The organism is Polymorphospora sp. NPDC050346 (assembly GCF_040655695.1).
GTDB lineage: Bacteria > Actinomycetota > Actinomycetes > Mycobacteriales > Micromonosporaceae > Polymorphospora > Polymorphospora lycopeni.
In genome coordinates this window covers 76203-98113 of the sequence record NZ_JBFAKM010000002.1, presented here as the reverse complement: position 1 = coordinate 98113, position 21911 = coordinate 76203, and the positions used below count along the sequence as shown (strand labels likewise).

21 protein-coding genes and 1 pseudogene are annotated in these 21911 nt (G+C 71.8%); 10 read left to right on the top strand and 12 right to left on the bottom strand.

Features of this window, described 5'->3' with window-relative positions; all coding sequences use genetic code 11:
* Positions 1 to 19: 19 nt before the first annotated feature.
* From AB0I42_RS02970 to AB0I42_RS02960, 3 genes are all read left to right on the top strand, one after another.
* Entirely contained in the window at positions 20 to 1060 is a 1041-nt protein-coding gene (locus AB0I42_RS02970) for an NAD-dependent epimerase/dehydratase family protein (protein ID WP_357533629.1), read from the top strand.
* Positions 1057 to 2118: a dihydrodipicolinate synthase family protein gene (locus AB0I42_RS02965; protein WP_357533628.1), complete on the top strand. Its 1062-nt coding sequence runs from the start codon at positions 1057 to 1059 to the stop codon at positions 2116 to 2118. The genes AB0I42_RS02970 and AB0I42_RS02965 overlap by 4 nt, the downstream gene beginning before the upstream one ends.
* Positions 2119 to 2212: 94 nt before the next feature.
* Complete coding sequence (locus tag AB0I42_RS02960) at positions 2213 to 3469, top strand: extracellular solute-binding protein (protein ID WP_357533626.1); 1257 nt, start codon at positions 2213 to 2215, stop codon at positions 3467 to 3469.
* A gap of 380 nt (positions 3470 to 3849) precedes the next feature.
* Here the strand turns inward: AB0I42_RS02960 and AB0I42_RS02955 are convergent.
* A pseudogene (locus tag AB0I42_RS02955) lies at positions 3850 to 4038 on the bottom strand (helix-turn-helix domain-containing protein); the annotation flags it as partial.
* Positions 4039 to 4133: 95 nt separating this feature from the next.
* Between AB0I42_RS02955 and AB0I42_RS02950 the strand changes: the two are divergent.
* Complete coding sequence (locus AB0I42_RS02950; RefSeq protein WP_357533624.1) at positions 4134 to 5048, top strand: sugar ABC transporter permease; 915 nt, start codon at positions 4134 to 4136, stop codon at positions 5046 to 5048.
* Positions 5045 to 5932 carry a carbohydrate ABC transporter permease gene (locus tag AB0I42_RS02945; protein ID WP_357533622.1) on the top strand — a complete coding sequence of 296 codons (888 nt, stop codon included), beginning with the start codon at positions 5045 to 5047 and terminating at the stop codon, positions 5930 to 5932. The genes AB0I42_RS02950 and AB0I42_RS02945 overlap by 4 nt, the downstream gene beginning before the upstream one ends.
* Before the next feature lie 7 nt (positions 5933 to 5939).
* On the opposite strand, the gene AB0I42_RS02940 is transcribed toward AB0I42_RS02945, so the two are convergent.
* On the bottom strand, positions 5940 to 7175 hold the full coding sequence (locus tag AB0I42_RS02940; RefSeq protein WP_357533620.1) for a hypothetical protein: 1236 nt from the start codon (positions 7173 to 7175) through the stop codon (positions 5940 to 5942).
* Between the two features lie 113 nt (positions 7176 to 7288).
* Here AB0I42_RS02940 and AB0I42_RS02935 point away from each other — a divergent pair, with 113 nt between their 5' ends.
* Positions 7289 to 9763, top strand: coding sequence for a hypothetical protein (locus tag AB0I42_RS02935; RefSeq protein WP_357533618.1), 2475 nt, complete (start codon positions 7289 to 7291; stop codon positions 9761 to 9763).
* 60 nt (positions 9764 to 9823) lie between these two features.
* On the opposite strand, the gene AB0I42_RS02930 is transcribed toward AB0I42_RS02935, so the two are convergent.
* Positions 9824 to 10792, bottom strand: coding sequence for a hypothetical protein (locus AB0I42_RS02930; protein WP_357533617.1), 969 nt, complete (start codon positions 10790 to 10792; stop codon positions 9824 to 9826).
* A 333-nt stretch (positions 10793 to 11125) separates the two neighbouring features.
* Between AB0I42_RS02930 and AB0I42_RS02925 the strand changes: the two genes are divergently transcribed.
* Both AB0I42_RS02925 and AB0I42_RS02920 read left to right on the top strand, forming a co-directional pair.
* Complete coding sequence (locus tag AB0I42_RS02925; protein WP_357533615.1) at positions 11126 to 11833, top strand: hypothetical protein; 708 nt, start codon at positions 11126 to 11128, stop codon at positions 11831 to 11833.
* Between the two features lie 90 nt (positions 11834 to 11923).
* Positions 11924 to 12895: a TAXI family TRAP transporter solute-binding subunit gene (locus AB0I42_RS02920; RefSeq protein WP_357533614.1), complete on the top strand. Its 972-nt coding sequence runs from the start codon at positions 11924 to 11926 to the stop codon at positions 12893 to 12895.
* On the opposite strand, the gene AB0I42_RS02915 is transcribed toward AB0I42_RS02920, so the two are convergent.
* From AB0I42_RS02915 to AB0I42_RS02890, 6 genes are all read right to left on the bottom strand, one after another.
* Positions 12885 to 14270, bottom strand: a complete 1386-nt coding sequence (locus AB0I42_RS02915; protein ID WP_357533612.1) for a HAMP domain-containing sensor histidine kinase — start codon at positions 14268 to 14270, stop codon at positions 12885 to 12887. The two genes, AB0I42_RS02920 and AB0I42_RS02915, sit on opposite strands and share 11 nt — an antisense overlap.
* Positions 14271 to 14275: 5 nt before the next feature.
* The gene (locus AB0I42_RS02910; RefSeq protein WP_357533611.1) at positions 14276 to 14932 is read right to left on the bottom strand and encodes a response regulator transcription factor; all 657 of its coding nucleotides are present in this window, start codon (positions 14930 to 14932) and stop codon (positions 14276 to 14278) included.
* 153 nt (positions 14933 to 15085) lie between these two features.
* Positions 15086 to 15571: an ankyrin repeat domain-containing protein gene (locus AB0I42_RS02905; RefSeq protein ID WP_357533609.1), complete on the bottom strand. Its 486-nt coding sequence runs from the start codon at positions 15569 to 15571 to the stop codon at positions 15086 to 15088.
* Positions 15572 to 15617: 46 nt separating this feature from the next.
* The gene (locus AB0I42_RS02900) at positions 15618 to 16175 is read right to left on the bottom strand and encodes an SRPBCC family protein (protein ID WP_357533607.1); all 558 of its coding nucleotides are present in this window, start codon (positions 16173 to 16175) and stop codon (positions 15618 to 15620) included.
* Positions 16176 to 16478, bottom strand: a complete 303-nt coding sequence (locus tag AB0I42_RS02895) for a metalloregulator ArsR/SmtB family transcription factor (RefSeq protein ID WP_357533605.1) — start codon at positions 16476 to 16478, stop codon at positions 16176 to 16178.
* Between the two features lie 88 nt (positions 16479 to 16566).
* Positions 16567 to 17208, bottom strand: coding sequence for an NAD(P)H-dependent oxidoreductase (locus AB0I42_RS02890; RefSeq protein WP_357533603.1), 642 nt, complete (start codon positions 17206 to 17208; stop codon positions 16567 to 16569).
* Positions 17209 to 17313: 105 nt separating this feature from the next.
* On the opposite strand from AB0I42_RS02890, the gene AB0I42_RS02885 reads away from it, so the two are divergent.
* Positions 17314 to 17658, top strand: a complete 345-nt coding sequence (locus AB0I42_RS02885) for a helix-turn-helix domain-containing protein (protein ID WP_357533601.1) — start codon at positions 17314 to 17316, stop codon at positions 17656 to 17658.
* Positions 17659 to 18198: 540 nt separating this feature from the next.
* Positions 18199 to 18807: a hypothetical protein gene (locus AB0I42_RS02880; protein WP_357533599.1), complete on the top strand. Its 609-nt coding sequence runs from the start codon at positions 18199 to 18201 to the stop codon at positions 18805 to 18807.
* A 57-nt stretch (positions 18808 to 18864) separates the two neighbouring features.
* Here AB0I42_RS02880 and AB0I42_RS02875 read toward each other — a convergent pair whose 3' ends face one another.
* From AB0I42_RS02875 to AB0I42_RS02865, 3 genes are all read right to left on the bottom strand, one after another.
* Positions 18865 to 19962, bottom strand: a complete 1098-nt coding sequence (locus tag AB0I42_RS02875; protein WP_357533597.1) for an L-dopachrome tautomerase-related protein — start codon at positions 19960 to 19962, stop codon at positions 18865 to 18867.
* Between the two features lie 59 nt (positions 19963 to 20021).
* Entirely contained in the window at positions 20022 to 21038 is a 1017-nt protein-coding gene (locus AB0I42_RS02870; protein ID WP_357533596.1) for a mechanosensitive ion channel domain-containing protein, read from the bottom strand.
* 63 nt (positions 21039 to 21101) lie between these two features.
* Positions 21102 to 21860 carry a class I SAM-dependent methyltransferase gene (locus AB0I42_RS02865; protein WP_357533594.1) on the bottom strand — a complete coding sequence of 253 codons (759 nt, stop codon included), beginning with the start codon at positions 21858 to 21860 and terminating at the stop codon, positions 21102 to 21104.
* Between the last annotated feature and the right edge of the window lie 51 nt (positions 21861 to 21911).

The window sequence follows — 21911 nt, the reverse complement described above, 5'->3', positions numbered from 1 at the left end:
TTCGAGGAGAAGACCCACGATGACCGGGGACCATGGGGCACCGGCCGACGAGCGGGCACTTGAGCACCGATTGTCGGGCCCGGGTGCCGACCTCATCGACGACCTGAGCAAGCTCGACGGCGACCTGGTCGTGCTCGGCGCCGGCGGCAAGATGGGCCCGACGCTGTGCCTGATGGCCCGCCGGGCGCTGGACGAGGCCGGCCGCGCCGACGTCGCCGTACACGCCGTGTCGCGCTGGAGCGACGGCGCCGTACGGGGCCGGCTCGACGCCGGCGGCGTCGCCACGGTCGTCGCCGACCTCGCCGACCCGGCCGCCGCCGGAAAGCTGCCGGACGCCGGCAACGTCGTCTTCATGGTCGGGGCCAAGTTCGGCGTGACCGGCCAGGAATACCGGGCCTGGCTGACCAACGCGGCCCTGCCGCACACGGTCGCCCAGCGCTATCCCGACGCCCGGATCGCCGCCCTCTCCACCGGCAACGTGTATCCCCTCACCGACGTCCGCACGCCGTCACCGACCGAGCAGTCGCCGACCGGCCCGGTGGGCGAGTACGCGATGAGCTGCCTCGGCCGGGAACGGATCTTCGAGGCCGCCGCCGCGACCCGCGGCACCCGGATCTCGCTCGTCCGGCTCAACTACGCGGTCGAGCCACGGTACGGCGTACTGGCCGACCTGGCCCGCACCATCGTCGCGGGCGAGCGCGTCGACCTGAGCACCGGCTTCGTCAACATCGTCTGGCAGCGCTACGCCAACGAGGTCGTCCTGCGCTCGCTCGGGCACGCCGACCGCGAGCCGTTCACCCTCAACCTCACCGGACCCGAGACGCTCGCCGTACGGACCACCGCCGAGCAACTCGCCGCCCTGCTCGGCCGCGAGGTGAGCTTCGCCGGCCAGGAGTCGGACTGCGCGCTGCTCTCCGACGCGCGCCGATGTCACGAACTCTTCGGCTATCCCGACGTCGCGGCCGGCACGCTGATCCGCTGGCAGGCCGAGTGGATCGCCGCCGGCGGGACCCTGTGGGACAAGCCGACCAAGTTCCAGCGCCGGGACGGCCGGTTTTGAGCGCCGCCCCGCGCGACCGCATCGCGCCCTCCCGGATGCTCGCGACCCTGCGGGCGGGGCTCGTCGTACCGGCCATGCCGCTGGCCCTCGACGACGACCGGCGGTTCGACGAGCGCTACCAGGCGGCCCTGGCCAACTACTACGCGGCGGCGGGTGCCGGCGGCATCGCGGTCGCCGTGCACACCACCCAGTTCGAGATCCGCGATCCGGCCACCCGCCTGCTCGAACCGGTGCTGGAGGTGGTGGCCGACACCCTGGCCCGCACCGGCGGCGACCTGATCCGGATCGCCGGCGTCGCCGGCCCGACCGGCCAGGCGGTCGCCGAGGCCCGGCTCGCCGAACGCCTCGGGTACGACGCGGTCCTGCTCTGCCCCCCGATGGGCGGCGCGATGGACGAGCCGGGGATGCTCGACCGGGCCCGCGCCGTCGCCGAGGTGCTGCCGGTGATCGGCTTCTACCTCCAGGAAGCCGTCGGTGGCCGGCGGCTCTCGGCCGAGTTCTGGCGCGGATTCGCCGAGATCGAGGGGGTCGTCGCGATCAAGATCGCGCCGTTCGACCGTTACCGCACCCTCGACGTCGTGTCCGCCGTACTGGAGTCCGGCCGGGCCGACCGGATCGCCCTCTACACCGGCAACGACGACAACATCGTCCACGACCTGACCACCCCGTTCGAGACCCCGGACGGGGACCGCTGGATCGACGGCGGGCTGCTCGGGCAGTGGGCGGTCGGCACCAACGCCGCCGTACGACTGATGGAACTGGTCCGGGCCGTACGGGCCGGTGACGCCGCGAAGGCCGACCTGCTGAGCCGGCGGGCACCACAGCTCACGGTCGCCAACGCCGCCGTCTTCGACGCCGCGAACGCCTTCCGGGGCTGCATCGCCGGCGTCAACTACGTGCTCTGGCGCCAGGGCCTGCTGCCGAGCATCCGCTGCCTGAGCGATCGCGAGGTGCTCTCCCCGGGGCAGGCCGAGGCGATCGACGACGCGTTCCGGCGCTACCCGTGGCTGTCGGACGACGACTTCGTCAACGAGCACCGTCACGGGTGGTTCGCGTGACGCCGACGGGGCACCGTGCGCGGTCGCCCCGTACCGCACCACCGGCACGCAGTGGCTGCGAGGACGCACCACGCCATTGCACTAGGAGGACCAAGTGAGATCCCGTTTCCTGACGGCCGTGGCGCTCGCCGCCACCGCCGCGCTCGCCCTTACCGGCTGCGGTTCCGGAGGATCCGGCGACGGCGGATCGGAAGTGACCCTGTGGATGTACCCGGTCATCCCCGACCAGGACGCCAGCCAGAAGTTCTGGGCCGACTTCGAGGCCGACTTCGAGGCCGAGAACCCGGACACCAAACTGACCATCGAACTGCTCCCGTGGGACAACCGCGAGGAGAAGATCGGTACGGCGATCGCCGCCGGCAAGGGCCCCGACCTCGTCCTGCTGACCCCCGACCTGACGGCGAACTTCCACTCGACCCGCGGCCTCAAGCCGATCGGTGCCGCCGTCGACGACAAGTCGAAATACTTCGAGGGCGCGCTCGCCGGCGGCACCGTCGACGGCGAGATCTACGGCCTGCCGATCTACCAGACGTCGACGACCACGGTCTACAACAAGGCCGCCTTCGCCGATGCCGGGATCACCGACCTGCCGAAGACCTGGGACGACGTCCTCGCCGCCGCCCCCGCGCTGGCCGCCAAGGGCATCGCGGTCATGGACTACTCCGGCTCACCCGAGGTGACTCTCAACCAGAGCTTCTACCCGCTGCTGTGGCAGGCCGGCGGCACCGTCTTCACCCCCGACGGCAAGGACGTCGCCTTCGACGGTCCGGCCGGGGTCGCCGCCCTGCAGTTCCTGCTCGACCTGCAGGCCGTCAGCGGCCTGCCCGCCGACGCCGCCACCAAGCCCAACAAGGTCGAGGGCGGCCCGCTCGGGCTCGGCAAGGTGGCCATGGGCTACGCGGTCTCCAAGCCCGAGGCCCAGCAGATGCAGGCCGGCGTCGGCGCGGCCGAGGTCGTGGTCGGCCAGCCGCTGACCGGCGCCCAGCAGCGCTCGTTCGGCACGCCCGGCCTGATCACGCTGACGACCATCAACTCCGACGACAACGAGGAGGCCGCGCTCGCCGTCGCCCGCCGGCTCGCCTCGCCCGAGGTCCAGCACGAACTCAACGTGGCCTCCGGCACGTATCCGTCGCGGACCGACGTGCAGGCGCCGGGCACCGACGAGATCACCACCGCCTACCTGGAGGCGCTGAAGTTCGCGAACCCCGGCGAGGCCCACCCCGGCGCCCGCCAGGTGATGGCCGCCCTCGCCCCGCACCTGCAGGGGGCACTGCAGGGCAAGCGCACGGCCGCGGAGGCGCTCGGCGACGCGGCCACCGAGGCCCGCGGCATCCTCTCCCGACTGCGCTGAGTGGCGCCGTCGTGGGACGCCGACCCGGTCGACGCCCCACGGCGGCACCCGCCCGCCGGACCGAAAGCAGAGCCTTGACATCCTCCCCGTCCTAAAGGGAGGGGATTCCCGTGGTCGCCCTCGGGTTTTCCTGCTTCACCGTCGGCTGCCCCGAACGGAGGTTTCCCCGTTGAGGTCTTACACCTTCTCCACAGGCTGTCACCGCCAGTCCGGCGGCCAGAATGTTGCGTGAACGCGGCCTGCAGGTGCCGCAGCACCTGTTGCAGCGGCACCGAGGAGACGTCGTTGAGGAACGCCAGCTCGTCGGTCTTCTTCCACCCGGTCAGCATCGCCGACGTGGCGTTGTAGCTGACCCGCTCCCGGCGCAGCGTCCACGCCTCGGTACGGGCCGCGAGGGCCATGTTGTAGACCAGCCGGACGCACCCGAACGTGCGGGCAAGCTCAGCCGCCTGCGCGTTGCTGGGGTAGAAGCGGTACCTGAACGCCCGCTTCACCGCCTTCCTGGTCACGGCCCACAAACTAGCGGGCCAGCCATCGAACCTTGCGATGCCGCGCGGACAGACGCCCATCCACCCTGGCGGCGGATCAGCGATCCCCGCCCCGCTTCGCAGGAGTTCCGTTTCCTCTCCGGCCTGAAGACCGGAGTATCCGCAGAAGGAATCCGATGACCTCAATCTCCGCGCGGAGGCGCCCGTCGGCGACCCGACGTCGGTGGGCGAACACGAACGGCATGTGGGCCGGGATCCTGTTCGTGCTGCCGATGCTCGTACTCTTCGTCGTCTTCCGCTTCGTGCCCAGCTTCGGCGCGATCGGCATGAGTTTCACCGACTACCGGCTCAACGGGGACTTCGAGGTCATCGGCTTCGAGAACTACAGCCGGCTGGTGTCCGACCCGATCTTCCGCAACGCCCTGGTGACGACCCTGATCTACGCCGCGTTCTACGTGCCGCTGATCGTGGTCGTCTCGATGTTCACCGCGGTGGTGCTCGACAAGCTCGTCTGGGGCGTCGGCTTCTTCCGCGGCGCGCTGTTCCTGCCGTACGTCACCTCGTTCGTCCTCGCCGGTGTGATCTGGTACTGGATCTACTCGGCCGACGGTCTGGTCAACGGGCTCCTGCAACGGTGGGGGATCGACGCCATCCCGTTCCTGTCCGGCGACCAGTGGCAGGTGCTGGGGTCGCTGTCGGTGGTCTCGGTGTGGCGGGGGTTCGGCTATTCGATGCTGATCCTGCTCGCCGGCCTGAAGACCATCCCGACCGAACTCACCGAGGCGGCGAAGCTCGACGGGGCGAACGCCGTACAGCGCTTCTTCCGGGTGACCCTGCCGCTGCTGCGACCGGTCGTCTTCTTCGTGGTGGTCATCGAGACGATCGCCGCGTTCCAGGTCTTCGACACCGTCTACGTCATGACCGGCGGCGGCCCGGCCCGCGCCTCGTACTCGCTGGTCTACGCCCTGTACGACGAGGGCTTCAAATTCTTCGACTTCGGCTACGCGGCCACCATCGGCGTCGCCATCTTCGCGCTGGTGTTCGTCATCTCCATCATCCAGCGCCGCTTCCTCGATCGGGACGAAACATGAGCATCGCCGTTCGCGACCGCACCGCACACCAGCCCGGGCGCGGCCAGCAGCAGTCCGGCGGCCGCCCGCGACGGCCGCGCCGTACGGCGCAGATCTGGCTCGTCGTGCTCGCGAGCCTGCTGGCCCTCGGTACGGCCATCCCGTTCCTCGCCGTCTTCGTCCTCGCGTTGAGTCCCGAGGGTGCGCGGACGATCCCGTACCAGTTCCCGGACAGGTGGACGCTCGACAACATCGTGTCGGTGCTGTCGGCGCAGAGCTTCCTGCGCTGGACCTTCAACTCGCTGGTCTACTCGCTCGTCTCCGTCGTGCTCGTGCTGATCACGGCGGCGATGGCCGGCTACGCGTTCGCGAAGAAGCGGTTCCCCGGCCGGGACGCGCTGTTCTGGTCGTTCCTCGCCACGCTGATGGTCCCCGCGCAGGCGACGCTGATCCCGATGTTCGTGCTGGTGTCCAACCTGGACGGCATCGACACCTTCTGGGGGCTCATCGTGCCGACGCTGGCGAACTCGCAGTCGGTGTTCCTGATGCGGCAGTTCATCCGTGGCCTGCCGGACGAGCTCTTCGAGGCGGCGAAGGTCGACGGGGCAAGCGAATGGCGGATCTTCTGGCAGATCGTGCTGCCGCTGACCAAGCCGATCCTGGCGACGCTCGGCATCTTCGTGTTCCTGTGGCACTGGAACGACTTCCTGTGGCCGCTGATCATCGCGCAGACCGACGAGATGCGTACGCTCACCGTCGGCCTCGCCTCGCTCAACTCGGAGTCGGTCTCCGACGCGCGACTGATGGCGGCCGCCGCCGTCACCGTCATCCCGTGTCTGCTGATCTTCGCGGTGTTGCAGCGTTACATCGTCAACAGTGTCGCGTCGAGCGGGATCAAGGGGTGAGTGGGGCTCACAACCGCAGAAGGTATTGCGTGCGGGGACGGCCGGTGCTGCCGGTCGTCTCGATCCCGGCCCGCTCGGCGTAACCGGCGTACTCCAGCCGTTGCAGCATCCGCCGCGCGGTGCGCAGTTGCACGCCCAACTCGGCGGCGACGATCCGGGACGTGATCGGGGCGCCGGTGCCGCCCTCCCAGAGCTGCTGGAGGCGACCCAGCGTGGCGGCGGACAGGCCGACGCGGGCGGCGATGACGCCGATGGCGGGCGGGCCGGCCTCGTCGCCGCCGGGCTGCCGGCCACCGGAGGCGAGCAGCAGGTCGATGTCGTTGCGGAAGGCGGCGACGGCGGCCGGCCCCTTGTGCGCGTGCGCGCGGTTGAGCGCCCGGCGGGCCAGCCGCTCGGCTTCGGCGGCGGTGCGGCCGAGCCCGAACCCGACGTACGCGTCGATCGACGCCTCCTCGAAGCGGCGCAGGAACGGCGCGTCGGTGAAGTCGTTGGTGGCGCCCGCGAGCGCGCCGCGTGTCGTGACGAGCAGGTAGGTGCCGTCGCCGGTCCGCGAGAGCGTGCCGGCGAGCGCGGACACCTCGGCCGCCAGCCGTTCGGTGACGGCGCTGTCGGCGGCCCCGGCCGCGTCGACCAGGCCGAGGACGACCTGGGCGTCCTCGTGGATCTGGTTGGTGGTCGCGAGCAGGAGCTGGTGCAGGGCGGTGCGGACCGCGTGCGGCGACGGTGCCAGCCGGATGATGGTCATCTCGTCGCGCAGGGCTTCGTGGACGCTCGACACGCAGGTGATGGCCGACCAGGTCGGGTCGGGGTTGCCCCGGTGGAAGGCGATCAGCTGGGCCGAGTCGATGTCGGGCCGGTAGGCGACGGACCGGATGGCCGCCGGGTCGATCCCGACGGCGGTCGACAGGTCGCGGATCTCGGTGGTGCGGACCGTGTCGATCGACGTACGGGCGATGTCGCGGCCGGCGCTGGCCAGCCGGACCCAGGCTTCGAGCACCGTCTCCCGGGTGTAGTCGACGAAGGCGGACGGTCGCGGTGAGGCGTTGCCGGCCAGCGTGTAGGGCACGATGCCGGTGAAGAGCCACGCGTCGACCTGTGCGGAGTGGTCGCGTACGAGGGCGGGGGCGTCGGTCTCGTGGGCGTACGGGCAGCGGACGACGCTGACGCCGGGGGACTGCTCGCAGAGTGCGGCGACGCTGTCGACGAGGTCGACCGGGCCGACGATGCCAACGATGGTGGACAATCCGCTCCCTTCCGCCGGGGGGATTCATCGTCGCACACGATTGCGCCTGTTCCCCGGTCCCGCTAGCCTAGGGCGTCAATTACGGTCCAGACCTAAAGTCGAGCGGAGAATCGATGAGACTTTCCCGACACCGACGACTCCTTCTCACCACAGCACTCACCGCCGTGGCCGCCATGACGCTGTCCGGCACGCCCGCCCTGGCCGAGCCGCCGGCCCCCGCGCCGCCGCGCACCTCCGTCCAGCCGGGGCAGGAGGAGAACCTCGGGCAGACCATGCCCGACAAGATCCTTTCCCAGGACCAGTCCCAGGGCGTCGACGCCGCCGGAAACCCCCAGGTCTACTGGGTGACCGCCGGCAACGACGAGACGACCGCGATGTTCCAGGCCACCGACGTGCGCACCGGCCGGATCGTGTTCGCCGAACGGCTGCCCCGCGGCGTCAACAGTTGGGCGAACACGTTCTCGCCGGCCGAGGGTGCGGTCTACTTCGCCACGACCGAGGGCTTCTTCTACACCTGGACGCCCGGCGACCAGAGCGTCACCGCCATCCCGTTCCCGTACCCCGGGGAGGGGATCTGGCGGCTGGCCGCCGCGCCCGACGGGATCATCTACGGCGGGACGTACCCCGGTGGCCGGCTGTTCGCCTACGACCCGGCGACCGCGCGGTTCACCGACCACGGCCAGATCATCCCCGGCGAGACGTACGGCCGGGCACTCGCCATCGACGACGACCACGTCTACTTCGGCACCCAGCCGCGCGCCAAGCTGGCCCGCTTCGACCGGGCGACCGGCGAGGTGCTCCAGATGCCGCTGCCGGCCAAGTACGCCAACGAGGAAGCCGTCTACGACATGACGCTCGCCGGCGGCTACCTGCTCGCCCGCGTACAGAAGGTCAACGACCTGCTCGTCTTCGACACCGCCACCGCACAGCTCGTGCACGTGGTGCCGGCGATCGACGGCCGGGCCATCTCCGGACTCGACCCCACCGGGCCGTACGTCTACTACCGCCGGGTCAGCCAGGGCATCGTGCAGCTCAACCTGGAGACGTTCGAGGAAACGCCGCTCGGCTGGCGGCCCAACGCCATCCCCGGCACCTGGGCCTGGATCGACATGCAGTCGCCCGACTTCCCGGGCCTGTCGCTGTCGATGACGTTCTACAACGGCCGTATCTACGTCTACAACCTGCAGACCAAGAGGAACAAGTACATCAGCGAGGCCGGGCTGCAGGGCGCGCCGACCCCGCTGCAGGCGCTCGGCGTCGACCGGGCCGGCACCGTCTACTCCGGAGGGTTCCTCACCCCGCCCGGCATCTCGGCCTACAACCCCGACACCAAGGCCTTCCGCCTGCTGAACGGCGGCGGCCAGGTCGAGGGCTTCGGCCAGTTCGGCGACGACCTCGTCTACGGCCGCTACCCCGGTGGCACCCTCTACCGCTACGACCCGGCCCGGACCTGGTCGATGGGGACCAACCCCGGCGAGCCGGTGACGATCGGCCAGGAACAGGACCGCCCGCAGGCACTCGTCCAGGTCGGTGACCGGGTCGTCGTCGGCAGCGTGCCGATCTCCGGCCGGCTCGGCGGCGCGCTCAGCGTCTGGAAGCCGGACACCGGCGAGATCACCGTGCGGCGCGGCATCGTCGCGGACCAGAGCGTCGTGTCGCTCGCCGCCCGGGGCGACCTCGTCGTCGGCGGCACCTCGATCAACGGCGGGTTCGGGATCGACCCGGTCGCGTCACAGGCCGAACTGTTCGTCTACGACGTCACGACCGGGACCGTACGCGAGTCCCGGGTCGTGGTCCCCGGCGCACAGTCGATCAACGGGCTGCGCTTCGACGACGACGGCGTGCTGTGGGGCATCGCCGACGGCACGCTCTTCGCCGCCGAGGTCGACCCGGCCACCGGCACGATCGACGTACTGCGGGCGGAGAACCTGTTCGGCCTCGCCCGCACCATGTACGGGCAGGACCGGGCGCTCGCGTTCCGCGACGGCATGATCTACGCCACCTACGGCGGCCGGCTCTGGTCGGTCAACCCGGTGACGTGGAAGGCGCGGGTGCTCGCCGGTTCCGGGGCGGAGCACCTGGTGGCCGGGGTCGACGGCAGCCTGTACTACACCCGCGGGTTCACCCTCTACCGCTGGGTCTTCGACCCGGTCGCGGCGCCGCCCGCGTGCACCGAGACGATCACCGGCGGGCACCGTGGCCCGCTCCAGGTGTCCCGCGGCGTCACCTGCGTGATCGGTGGCCAGGTCAGCGGGCCGGTCACGGTCCGCCCCGGCGCCGGTCTCGTCCTCGACGGGGCCCGGGTCGACGGGCCGGTCACCGCGACCGGCGCCAGTCACCTCAGCACCTTCGACACCGAGGTACGCGGCCCGCTGAGCGTCAGCGCCTCGACCGGCCCGGTACGCGTCGACTCGTCGACCGTACGTGGCCCGGTGACCCTCACCGCCAACCGTGGCGGCGAGGTGACCGTGACCGCCACGACGGTCGGCGGCCCGCTCGCCTGCACCGCGAACACGACGACACCGGCCAACGCCGGCGTCGCCAACACGGTGTCCGGCCCGCGTACGGGGCAGTGCGCGGCACTGTGACCGACCGGCCGGTCCGCCCCGCCGCCCTTCCCCGGGTGGTGGGGCGGACCGGCCGCCCGTTCAGCGGGGCGAAGTCCCGGCCGCCTCGACCTCGTCGAGCAGCCGCCGGGTGAGGGCCAGCAGTGGGGCCCGCTCGGCGTCGCCCAGCCCGGCCGGCCGCCCCGGGTCGACGGCGAACTCGACGGGGATCCGCCCCTCGTCGGCGGCGATCCACGACATCCGCTGCACGTACCCGTCGTAGGGCGGGCGGAAGGTGGCCGCCGCGAACTCGTCGAGAATCCGCGACGGCGCGAACAGTTCGGCGCCCGGCTCGTGCGCGGCCCGGAACGCCGTACGGGTCAACGGCGTCGCGGCGGCGGCCAGCCCGACCAGCGCCCCCCGCGCACCCCACAGCAACGACGGCACGAACATCCGGTCCTCGCCGGTCAGCACCGTGACCCCGGCCGCCACCGCCGACCAGATGCCCGCCTGGCAGGCGATGGCGTCGGAAAGGTGGGCCGGCTTGTACGCGGTGACCGCCGGGTGGCCGAGCACCGCCGCGAGCGTCGCCGGGGCGTACGGGCCGGTGTAGAGGTCGAAGGCGATCAGGTCGAGCCCGCTCGCCCGGCTCAACCGGTCGAGCCGGCGCAACTCCACCCCGGGGTCGTCGCGGGCGGCCGGGGCGACGAGCAGCGCCGTCGCGCCCGCGTCCGCGGCGAGCCGACCCCAGCGGTCCAGGTCGTCGTGCGGCCACACGGCGGTCACCACGGTCGGGGTGAGCGCCCGGGCCGCCCCGACCAGCGCGGCCCGTACCGGCAGCGGCAGCCGGTCGCCCCGGCCGGTGTGGACCGCGACGGCCAGCCCGTCGGCGCCGTCGGCGACCACACCACGGAAGTACGCCGAGGTCACGTCGGGGTCGGCCGCCCCGCCGGCCGTCGTCGGGGTGAGCACGGCCGCGATGAGCGGGGCGGGTACGGGAAACCCGGCCGGCGGCGCGCCGGTCCCGCCGCCCGCACCGGAACCACCGCTCGTCTGATCATCGTTCAACATGGATCCGCCTCCGCCGACCGTGCCGGTCAACCACCCATCCTCCCCCTGACCTGGGACGATGGGGAATTGTCCACGGTCGTGCCGGCCTTCCTCAAGCCGGTGCCGGCCGGGCGGAGGTGCCGCGCCGCCGTTGCGTCCGCCAGCGTCACGGTCCGGTCGCCGTCGGTGTCGAACGGGCCCCGGAAAGCGCTCCCGCGAAGGCCCGGCCCGGCGCCGGCCGCCGACAAACGCAATTTCTTCTCAATGCTGGGCGGAGAGGGTTCCGCTGCGGCCGGCCGGCGGGACACCGTGATGGACACCACCACGCAGTCAAGGTGCATCCGGGAGCTGGCCATGAGAGCGATCCTTGAACCGCCACCCGCGCCACCGGGCACGGCACCGGCGGCCGCCGTGCCGCTCGACCGGCCCCGGCTGGCCGGCGCGTTCGAACTGGCCTGCCTGGTCCGGGCCACCGCGCTGACCCGGCCGTCGGCGACCCGGACGATCCGCTCGCCGTGGTTCGGGCCCGATCCGGGCGTCGTCGAGTTCAACGTCGAGGCCGCCGCCCGCCGTACCGCCCAACTGCTGCGCTACCTCGACGTGCCGGCGTACCAGGAGGCCTCCGTCGCCGGGCTGCGCCGGCGCTACGAGCTGTACCGGATCATCGTCCCGGAGGCGCACCGGACCGCCTACTCCACCCTCGTCGGCGTCGCCTGGCAGCAGGGCCGGGCCTCGGTCCTGAGCACCGTCGCGCTCGGTACGACCGCACCCGCCAACACCTGGCGGCTGCGGATGGCAGGCGCGGCCTGGCGCGGCGTCCTGCTCACCGCCGGGCGGCACATGCGCAAGCACATCCTCGGCGTACGGGTCACCGACCAGGACCTCGCCACGGTCCTCGTACGCGGCGCGCAACTGCTCGACGCCCACGCGTCGCTCGTCCGCCGGGGCGGCTCCTTCCTCATCAGCGTGCCGAACGGCCCCGCCGCCGGCCGGCTGCTGCGCGGTGCCCAGCTCTGCGACGCCGCGGTGCCCGAATCGACCGCCGGAGGCCGCCAGCCGTAGGACCGAGGTCGCCCTGCTTGCCGAACTGCCGTAGGTTCGGCAGCACTGCCGTGCCGACACCCCGGTCGGCCAGGCGGGAAGGGGCGACCGATGAGCCGATGTTGGCCACGGCGCCGGCCTCGGCCGGGCCGGTGCCGCGCCGGCCTGGCCGCCGTGCTTGCCGCCACCACCCTGCTCGGCCTGGCCGGCTGCACCGACGCCGCCACCGAGCCGATCCGGCTGGACATCGCCACCGGCAGCCGGGCCGGCGTCTACTACGTGTTCGGCCAGGCGTTCGCGGCCGTCATCAACCGGGAACTGCCGCACGTACGGGCCGACGTCGTCGTGACGACCGCCTCGGCCGAGAATGTCGCGCTGGTCGGCAGCGGCCGGGCCCAGTTGGGCTTCACCCAGGCCGACATCCTGCCGCCGACCGGAAACGAGGTCGTCGCCGTCGCCCGCGTCTACGACGACCTGCTGCACCTGGTGACCCGCTCCGACGGGCCGATCCGGCGGCTGGAGGACCTGCGTGGGCAGCGCGTCTCCGTCGGCGCCTCCGGCTCGGGCACCGAGATCACCGCCAACCGCCTGCTCGACGTCGCCGGCCTGGCCGACCGGCCGGGCGACCGGCACCCCGTACGGCTCGCCTACCTCAACCTCGACGCGTCGGCGGAGGCACTGCGCGACGGGAGGATCGACGCGTTCTTCTTCTCCGGCGGGCCACCGGTCAAGGCGGTCGAGCAGCTCGTCGCCGCCATGCCGGTGCGCCTGGTCGACCTGGAGATGTGGACCGAGCCGCTGCGCGAGCGCTACAGCGAGGTCTACGTCGGGCGGGACATCCCGGCGACCGCGTACGGCATCGAGCCGATCAGCACCGTCGCCGACCCCAACTACCTGGTCGTCGGTCCGTCCGTCCCGGAAGACCTGGTGTACGAGCTGACCCGGCTGCTGATGCAGCACCGCGACGAACTCGGGATCGCCCACCCGGCAGCCGGGCGGATGAACCTGCAGTCGGCGATCGCCACCGCGCCGCTGGCGCTGCATCCGGGCGCGGCCCGCTACTACCAGTCGGTCAAGCCCTGACCGGCTCGGCGGACTGGAACCACAGCCGGGCCTCGAGCCCGCCGCCGTCCGCCCGGCGCATGGTGAGCCGCCCCCCGGACGCCTCGACCAGCACCGCGACGATGGCCAGGCCCAACCCCGAACCGTCGATGTTCTGCGCGTCCGGGGCCCGCCAGAACCGTTCGGTGGCCTGCTCGAGCTGCGCGTCGCCGAGCCCCGGCCCGTCGTCGCGGACCTGCACCGCGACCCCGCCCTCGGTCGGGACGACCGACACCTCGATCGACCCGTCCGGGCCGCCGAACTTGACCGCGTTGTCGATGAGCGCGTCCAGGCTCTGGTCGAGCGCCGTCGGCACCGCCTGGACCAGCGCCACCGGTGGCGCCGGAAGCAGCGTCAACCTGATCCCGCCACGACGCGCCAGCGGCTCCCAGGCCGCCACCCGCGACTCGGCGACGGCGACCGCGTCGACGGTGACCAGCCGCCGCTGGCCGCGCTCGGCACGGGCCAGCGTCAGCAGCCCGTCGAGCACCTTGGCGAGCCGGTCGGTCTCCTCCAGCGCGAGCTGGTGCTCCTGCCGGCCGTAGTCGTCGGTCAGGCTCGGCCCCAGTTCCTCGACCCGCAGCCGCAGCGCCGTCAGCGGATTGCGGAGCTGGTGGCTGGCGTGGGCGACGAAGGCCCGCTGCCGCTCCATCGCGTCCGACACCGCGCCCGACATGTCGTTGAAGCTGCGGGCCAGGCGGCGCAGCTCGGGCGGGCCGGCCCGGTCGGAGATCTGGGTCCGGCCGTCACCCGCCGCGATCTCCAGGGTCATCGCGTCGAGCACCGTCACCGGCCGCAGCACCCAGTTGGCCATGCCCCAGGCGGTGACCACACAGGCAACGGCGGCGAGCAGACCGAAGCCGGTGAAGACCAGCAGCCACAGCATCACCGCCTCGCGGCGCCGGTCGGTCGGCGACACGGTGATCACCATGCCGAGGACCTCGCCGCCGTCGCTGATCGGCACCGCGACGACCAGGGGGTCGTCGCTCCACGGCCACAACTGCTCCTCGGACGCGTACTGCTGCCCGGCCAGGGTGACCCGCATCGCGGCGTCGAGTTGCCCGGTGTGCGGTCGCCGGCTGCCCGACCGCACCGCCGTACGGCCCTCCCGGTCGACGACGGCCGCGCCGATCCCGTACAACTCGTCGTAGCGGCGCAACTCGGCGGTGATGGTGCCGAACGCCTCCGTACGCAGCGCCGGCCGGGCCAGCGCGGCGAACCTCGTCGCGTCGGCGAGCCGGTCCGCCCGCAGCAGTTGGGTCTCCCGGCTGACCAGCGTGAACGCCAGCGGGATCTCCAGCGCCAGCAGCACCAGGGCGAGCAGCAGCAGATAGCTGAGCGCGAGTCGGCGACGCACGGGGGCTATTCGCCGCGCAGCCGGTAGCCGACGCCCCGCACCGACTCGATCAGCCGGGCGTCGCCGAGCTTCGTACGCAGCGAACCGATGTGCACCTCGACGGTGTGCCGGGCCACCCAGGTGGTCTGCCACACGTCGAGCTGGATGCGGTCGCGGGTGATCACCAGTCCGGGCTGGCGGGCGAGGGAGAGCAGGATGTCGAACTCCTTGCGGGTGAGCGTGACCGGGCGGTCGTCGACCGTCACCGTCCGGGCCGCGACGTCGATCCGCAGCCGGCCGGTGGCGATCACCTCCGGTTCCGGGGCGGCGTACGACGCGCGCCGCAGCACCGCCTCGATCCGGGCCTGCAACTCGTCCATGGAGAACGGCTTCACCATGTAGTCGTCGGCGCCGACACGCAGGCCGACGACCCGGTCACGTTCCTCGCCCCGGGCCGTCACCGCGATGATCCCGAGCCGGGCACTGCGTCCCCGCAGGGTACGACACACGTCGAGGCCGTCCCCGTCGGGCAGCGACAGGTCGAGCAGCACCAGGTCGCAGGGGGCGGCACTCAACGCCGCGGCGGCGGTCGCCGCGTGCTCGACGTCGTAGCCCCGGCGGGTCAGCGCCGAGTTCAACGCGGTGGCGACCCGCCTGTCGTCCTCGACCAGCAGAATCCGCATGCGTCAACTCCTCGGGCGGTGCGCCGGGCCAACGGGCGACCTTGATCGTGGCGCGGCCCGCACCCGGACAGCACACTCCAGCGTCAATGATCGCCACTTCGTGGTGACAATTGTCAACACCGACCGCAACGGCGGCCCGGACGGGCCGGCTGATCAGCCATGGCCGGGCCGACCGTCGGTGGCCGTTGCGCCGGACGTTTCGCGACGGGCGACGAGCAGCAGGTCGGCCACCTCGGTGTGCCCGCCGCGTACCGCCCAGTCCAGCGGAGAGCGGCCGGTGCCGTGGTCCTCGCGCCGGTCCGGGTCGGCCCCGTGGGCGAGGAGTTCGCGTACGACGTCGACATGTCCCCAACTCGCGGCGGCGCACAGGGGAGTGCCCTGATCGCCATGGCCGCTCTCCAGGTCCGGTGCGGCGCCGGCCGTGAGGAGCAGGCGGACAGCTTCGCCGGAATTCTGCACGGCGGCCACGTACAGCGGTGTGGTGCCGTCCCGATCCGGTGCGTCCGGATCGGCGCCGGCACGCAGGAGCCGCGCCACGGTCCGGGTCTCGGCGGTCAGGGCCGCCTCGACCAGCCGCCGTGCGTACTTCTTCCGCCGCCTGTTGTCGATGCCGGGAGCATACGTAGACGCGCGGGCCACGGCTGTCGGGCGCCGGACGCCCCGGCCAGGTGGCCGCGTGGGCGGATCAGCCCAGGGACTCGTCGTAGCGCTGCCGCAGCGTCGACCAGCCGTACTCCCGGGCGGCCTCGCCGACCACCCGGTCCACCTCGTGGCCGTCGAGCACCGTGGCGAGTACGGCGAGCGCGATGTGCCAGCCGGCGGCGTACATCCCGCGACCCGGGTGCTCGTCGAAGGTGTGCTCGAGGGTCAGCAGCGATCCGTCCGGGGTCGGGGCGAGGGTCCAGCGCAGCAGGTGGCTGCCCCAGCGGTGGACGAGTTCACGCGGCGGGTCGCAGACCAGCACCTCGGCGTCCTCGGGGTCGTCCTGCGGCGTCTCCCGGCTGGTGGCCGGCCCGACGGAGTCGAGGGGGCGGTCCGGCCCGACGGGCGACCAGGTGCGCAACTGGTCGGGCTCGGTGAGTTTCGGCCAGACCCGGTCGACCGGGTGCGGCAGTGCCCTGGTCATCGTCAGCACCCAGCGCCCGGCGACCTCGGCCAGCGTGGCGCCGGTGGCGTCGTCGTCGATCCGTGCGGTCACCGTCGAATCGGTCGCGGGCGCCGTGGGCCGTTCGCGTTCACTCACTTACTTCTCCTCGTCGAGGTCGCGCGCCAGCCGGTCGAAGCTGGCACTCCACATCTGGCGGTACGGCGTCACCCAGGCCAGCACGTCGGGAAGCGGGTCGACCGCCAGCCGGTAGACCCGGCGCCGGCCGGCGACTGTCGCGGTCACCGCGCCCGCCTCGCGCAGCACCCGCAGGTGTTTGGAGACCAGCGGCTGGGGCAGCCCGAGAGCGGTGATGAGCCCACCGACGTCGTACTCCTCGGCCCGTAGCAGGTCGAGGATGCGGCGCCGGGTCGGGTCCGCGATGAGGGTGAAACCGTCCACCAGTGAATCATGCCTCAGAGGTTATATGAATTTCAAGGCATATGTTGGTGCCCCGCGGCCGGACGGTCGCCGCGGGGCACCGATGCCGTCAGACCCGGCTCAGCGTGCGGCCGTGCTCGCGCGCCGACGACTCGGCGTCGGCCCGCAGTTGTGCGGCGAGGTCGCGGAAGTCGGCGAGCGCCGGGTTCTCACCGGCGAGGGTGAGTTCGGCCTCGACCACCTTCAGGTCGAGCTGCCACAGGTCGGCGAGGACCCGCCGGGTGTACGGCGTCGCGTGGTCCCAGCCCTCGCGCGGGGTCCCGGCTCCGTACCCGCCACCGCGGACCGTCACCAACACCGCGGGCTTGCCGGCGATCGCCGGCGGAACTCCGGCGGCCAGCCGGGGGTCGGTGATGGCCAGGTCCGTGTACGTCTTGAAGTGCTGGGACACCCCGTAGTTGTAGAGCGGTACGGCGAACAGCAGCGCGTCGGCGGCGACGAGTTCGTCGACGATGGCCGTGGCGAGCGCCTTGGCCGAACGCTGGCCGTCGCTCCACTTCTCGGCGGGGGTCTGTCCCGCGCTGACCGCGTCGGCCCATGCGGTGGCCGGGACCGGCTCGAGTCCGATGTGCCGGCGGGTGACCGGGGCGTCCGGATTGGTCTCGCGCCAGGCGGACTCGACGGTGTCGGCGATCTCGCGGCTGTGCGAACCGTCGATCCGGATGCTGGCGTCCAGGCGGAACAGGGACATGGCGCTCCTTAGGTAACGGACGCGGGAGCACTAGCCGCCCGCGTGGTACTAGCTAAAAGCTAGCATCCTCGGAAGAGCTAGTTCGCAGGCCGTTAACATGAACACATGCGGGCAGGGCAGCACGATGCGGCGAAGGGCGAGTTGCGGTGTGCCGGCGCCCTTGTCCGGGTCTTCGAGATCCTTGGCAAGCGCTGGAACGGCGTCATCCTCGCCACCCTGAAATCCGGTCCGGCGAGCTTTTCCGAGATCGCCCGCTCGGTCACCGGCATCAGCGACTCCGTGCTCTCCGACCGGCTCAGCGAGCTGGCCCGGGTGGACCTCGTGATCCGTACGGTGGTCGACACCCGCCCGCCGGCCGTCAGCTACGCGTTGACCCCCGCCGGTGACGCGCTCGTGCTCGTGCTCGACGAGCTTGCCGGCTGGGCCGAGGAGCACCTGCCGGACGCCTGAACCGCGCCCAGGCCACCCGCCCCGACGATCTGGCCCGACGATCTGGCCCGCGCCCAGGCCACCCGCCCCGACGATCTGGGCGGCAGAGACCTTATCCCCGGCGGATAACGTCCCTGCCGCCCAGATCAACGAGGTTGCCCCTCGGCCACATCAGCCGATCCGGACATCCGGGCGATTTACGGGCCGATCGTGACATCTGTCGGCCGGCTGCCGGGTGGAATGGCCGCCGGGTCGGGGGCGTTGTGCATGACCGCGGCCGAGGTGGCAGCACCCCGCCAGCCATCCGACGCCCCGGCTGGAAGTGCGGGCCGGAATGGCCCGGGCCGGCGGTGCGTTACACCCGGTCCGGACGTGCCTGGAAGTGCGGCCGGAATGGCCCGGGCCGGCGGTGCGTTACACCCGGTCCGGACGTGAGCAGCACCCCCGCCGCGTCGCGTCCGCCACAGTTTTGCCCCGCGTGAGAGGCATGCGTGAGGGCGGCAGCCCGAACACCCCCCGTTCGGTTGCCACCATCCCCCTCGAACAAAGGACACCCCGATCATGACTGTCTTCGCCACGTACACCCGCAAGGCCCTGCTCGCCACCGCCGGCATCGCCATGGCCGCCGGCCTGGCCGGCCCGACCAGCGCCGCCCTGGCCGCCGACCCCACCCCGACGCAGACCGTCGCGGTCGCGCAGGCCGTGGCAGAGCAGGCGGACAAGCCGACCACCGAACAGCTGATGCCGAACGGTGTCCCGGGCAACCAGTCCAGCTTCACCCCGAACCCGGAGCAGCTCGACAACGCCCGCAAGATCATCGACGCGGGTAAGGACCTCAACCTGCCGCCACGCGCCTGGACCATCGCGATCGCGACCGCGTTGCAGGAGTCGAAGCTGGAGAACCTCGGCCACCTCGGCGACCGCAACGACCACGACTCCCAGGGCCTGTTCCAACAGCGCCCGTCCAGCGGCTGGGGCAGCGTGGAACAGATCACCGACCCCGACTACTCCGCCAAGGCGTTCTACAAGGGCCTCACGCAGGTCGACGGCTGGGAAGACATGCCCCTGACCGTCGCCGCCCAGACCGTACAGGTCTCGGCCTACCCCGACCACTACGCCCAGTGGGAGAAGATGGCCGCCGACATCATCACCGACACCACCAACAAGTAAGAAGACACGCCACGACGTGGGCGCCTCCCTGTTCAGGGAGGCGCCCACGTTCGTGTGTCAGCCCGCCGGCCGGCCGTCGATCGGCAGCCGGAACAGCGCGTACGGCTTGCGCCGCAGGTCCTGGCCCAACTGGAACCTGGCCTGCCGGTGCAGTTGGTTCGCGGTGACGTAGAGGTAGCCGTCGCTGCTCACCGACATGGCGTCCGGCCACAGCAGGCGGGGATCGTGGGCGACCGTCTCGTACTCGCCGTCGGTGCGTCGGCGCAGCACCGCGTCGTGCTCGTACGCGGTCAGGTAGACCCGGCCCAGGTGGTCGGTCTCCAGTCCGGCGGCACCGCTGCCCTTGTCGCCCTCGTCGACGACCGTCGCCGCCACCGATGCGTCGTCGAGCGTGGGGTCGGCGAGTGCGTCGATCGAGACGCTGTAGAGGTGCCGGGACGCCAGCGGGCAGTAGTAGAGCCGGCTGCCGTCGGGCGAGATCGCCAGCCCGTCCGCGCCGACCGTGACCGGCCGGGCCGGCCCGTCGAGCGGCCGCTCCACGAACGGCCGGCCCTCCACGACCGGCCGGAACGTGCGCGGCCCCTCGGCCCGGGTCGACGGGTGACCCTCCAGCCGCCGCCAGGCGGCCCCGCTGACCAGGTCGACGACCACGATCGCGTTGGGTCCCTTGTCGGTGGCGTCGGTGACGAACGCCAGGCCGCCGGTACCACGTCGCAGGTCGATCCGTACGTCGCCCAGGTACGCCGTCGGTGGTGCCACCTCCGGCCCCAGGACGATCGTCTCCACGACGGTGTCGTCGGTCAGGTCGACGCAGACGAGCTTCGGCCCACCGGTGACCACCGGCCGGAACATCGGGCTGCCGGAGTCGAGGATCCACAGCCGGTCGGCGGTGTCGACGACGACGCTCTGCGCCGAGACGAAGCCGCGCGGATCGTCGTCGGTGCCGGGGGAGTTCCACCGCCGGTCCGGGTACGGCTCGCAGTGCCGGTTTCGTAGTTCGGTGACGGTGGCGGGTGCCTGCTCGTCCCACTGCGGGAAGTTGACGAAGATGCGCCCGGCGCGGGACACCGCCACCCCGGCCGGCATCGCCCCGCTGAAGGTGGCGACCAGTTCCAGGGGCACCACGGGATTCTCGGTGGTCAGTGGGACGCTCATCCTTCCCCTTCCTTCACCCGGTCCGGCTGCCTACCCGCCCGGCGGGCCGGTGAACCCGGTCAGGGCTTGAACTCGCTGCGCAGGCGCGGCAGCCACTCGGGATGCTTCTCCCGCAGGTACTGGATGAGCTTTTCGCGCAGTTCGCAGCGCAGGTCCCAGGCGCTCGGCCCGTCGCTGGCCGAGGCCAGGACCCGGATGCAGATCGACGTGTCGCTGCCGTCGACCACCTGGAGCACCCATTCGGACTGGTCCCACAGCGGGGTCTGCTCGAGCAGCCGGTGCGTCTCGGCCCGGATCTCGTCGATGTGTGCGGTGAAGTCGAGGTGCAGGGTGACGGCGGCCAGCACCCGGGCCTCGTGCCGGGTCCAGTTCTGGAACGGTTTGTTGGTGAAGTAGCTGGTCGGCAGCATGAGGCGGCGCTCGTCCCAGAGCCGTACGACGACGTGGGTGAGCTTGATCTCCTCGACCCGGCCCCACTCGCACTCCACGACGACGACGTCGTCGATGCGCAGGGCGTCGGTGAACGCCAGTTGCAGACCGGCGACCGCGTTGCCGAGCGTGGTGTGCGCGGCGAAACCGAGGATCACACCGGCGACACCCGCCGACGCGAGCACCGACGCCCCGAACGCCCGTAGCGGGCCGAAGGTCATCGCGGCGGTGCCGATGGTCAGGATCGTGATGACCAGCGCGGTCATCCGGCGCATCAGCCCGATCTGGGTACGGGCCCGGCGTACCCGCCGGTTGTTCGCGACGTTGACCGGCAGTCGCCGGAACGCGACATCTTCGGCGACGAACAGGTATTTGATCAGCAGCCACCCGGTCGCGGCGATCAGCCCGATCTGCACCCCGTGCCGGTAGCCGGCCAGCTTGCCGGAGGAGATGCCGGTGGCCGGCAGTACGTAGTACAGCGTGCCGAAGACCAGCATCGTCGCCCACGGCCAGAAGCAGGCCCGGTGGAACTTCATCAGGAACGGCTCGTAGCGGCGCCGGGCGATCCACCGCACCGCCATCCCGGTCAACCAGGCGACGAGGCAGGCGCCGGCGATCGCCGTGGCCACGACCAGGAACGCCTTCATCGCCGGCCCGCTTTCCCGGGTCCGGCCGCCTCTAACGTACGCCGGGCGGCCGGACCGGGAAGGTCAGCGGAGGCCGGTGACGGCGGCGTCGCGGGCACCCCGCCAGACGATGCCGGCCTCGCGGAAGCCGGCGGCGCGCAGTGCGTCGAGATGCCAGGAGAGCGTCGGGTCGGACTCGGTCGTGTGCCGGTCGGCGAAGACCTTTCGCCGTTCCTCCAGCAGCGGGCCGAGTTCCGGGTCCTTGGCGACGTGGTCCCACCACGCCTCCCACGACAGCACCGCGCCGGCGGCGTAGCGGGCCTCGCGCCGGGTCCGTTCCCGGTTGCCGAGCAGGACGGTCAGTTCCGGCAGCCCGTCGTCGGGCATGTGGTCGACGTTGATGAAGACCCCGCCGGGGCGGAGCACCTCCCGGATCTCGGCGTAGAGCGCGGCCAGCCGGTCCGGGGCGATCCAGTGCAGGGCGGTCGCGGTCAGCACCGCGTCGTAGTCACGGTGCGGCAGCGCCGTCGCCCAGTCCGGCGTACGCAGGTCCGCGGTGACCACCGTCGACCGGTCGTCGAGCGACTCCCGGGCGATGGTGAGCAGCACCGGGTCGACGTCGAGCAGGGTCGTGGTCGCGTGCGGGAACCGGCGCAGCGTACGCAGCGAGATCGAGCCGGTGCCGCCGGCCAGGTCGAGCACGGTCGGGGCCTGGCCGAGGCTGGTCGCCTCGACGGTGTCGAGCAGCGCCGCGAAGCGTTCCTCGCGGTCCGGCAGGTAGGCCTCCTGCTGCCGGTCCCAGCTCTCCTGCCAGGCCGCAGCATCGATCTTGTAAGGAGTCATAAGCGGTAGGGTAGTTACGTGCCGATTCGCTGTCGAGTGCGGGCACTCTAA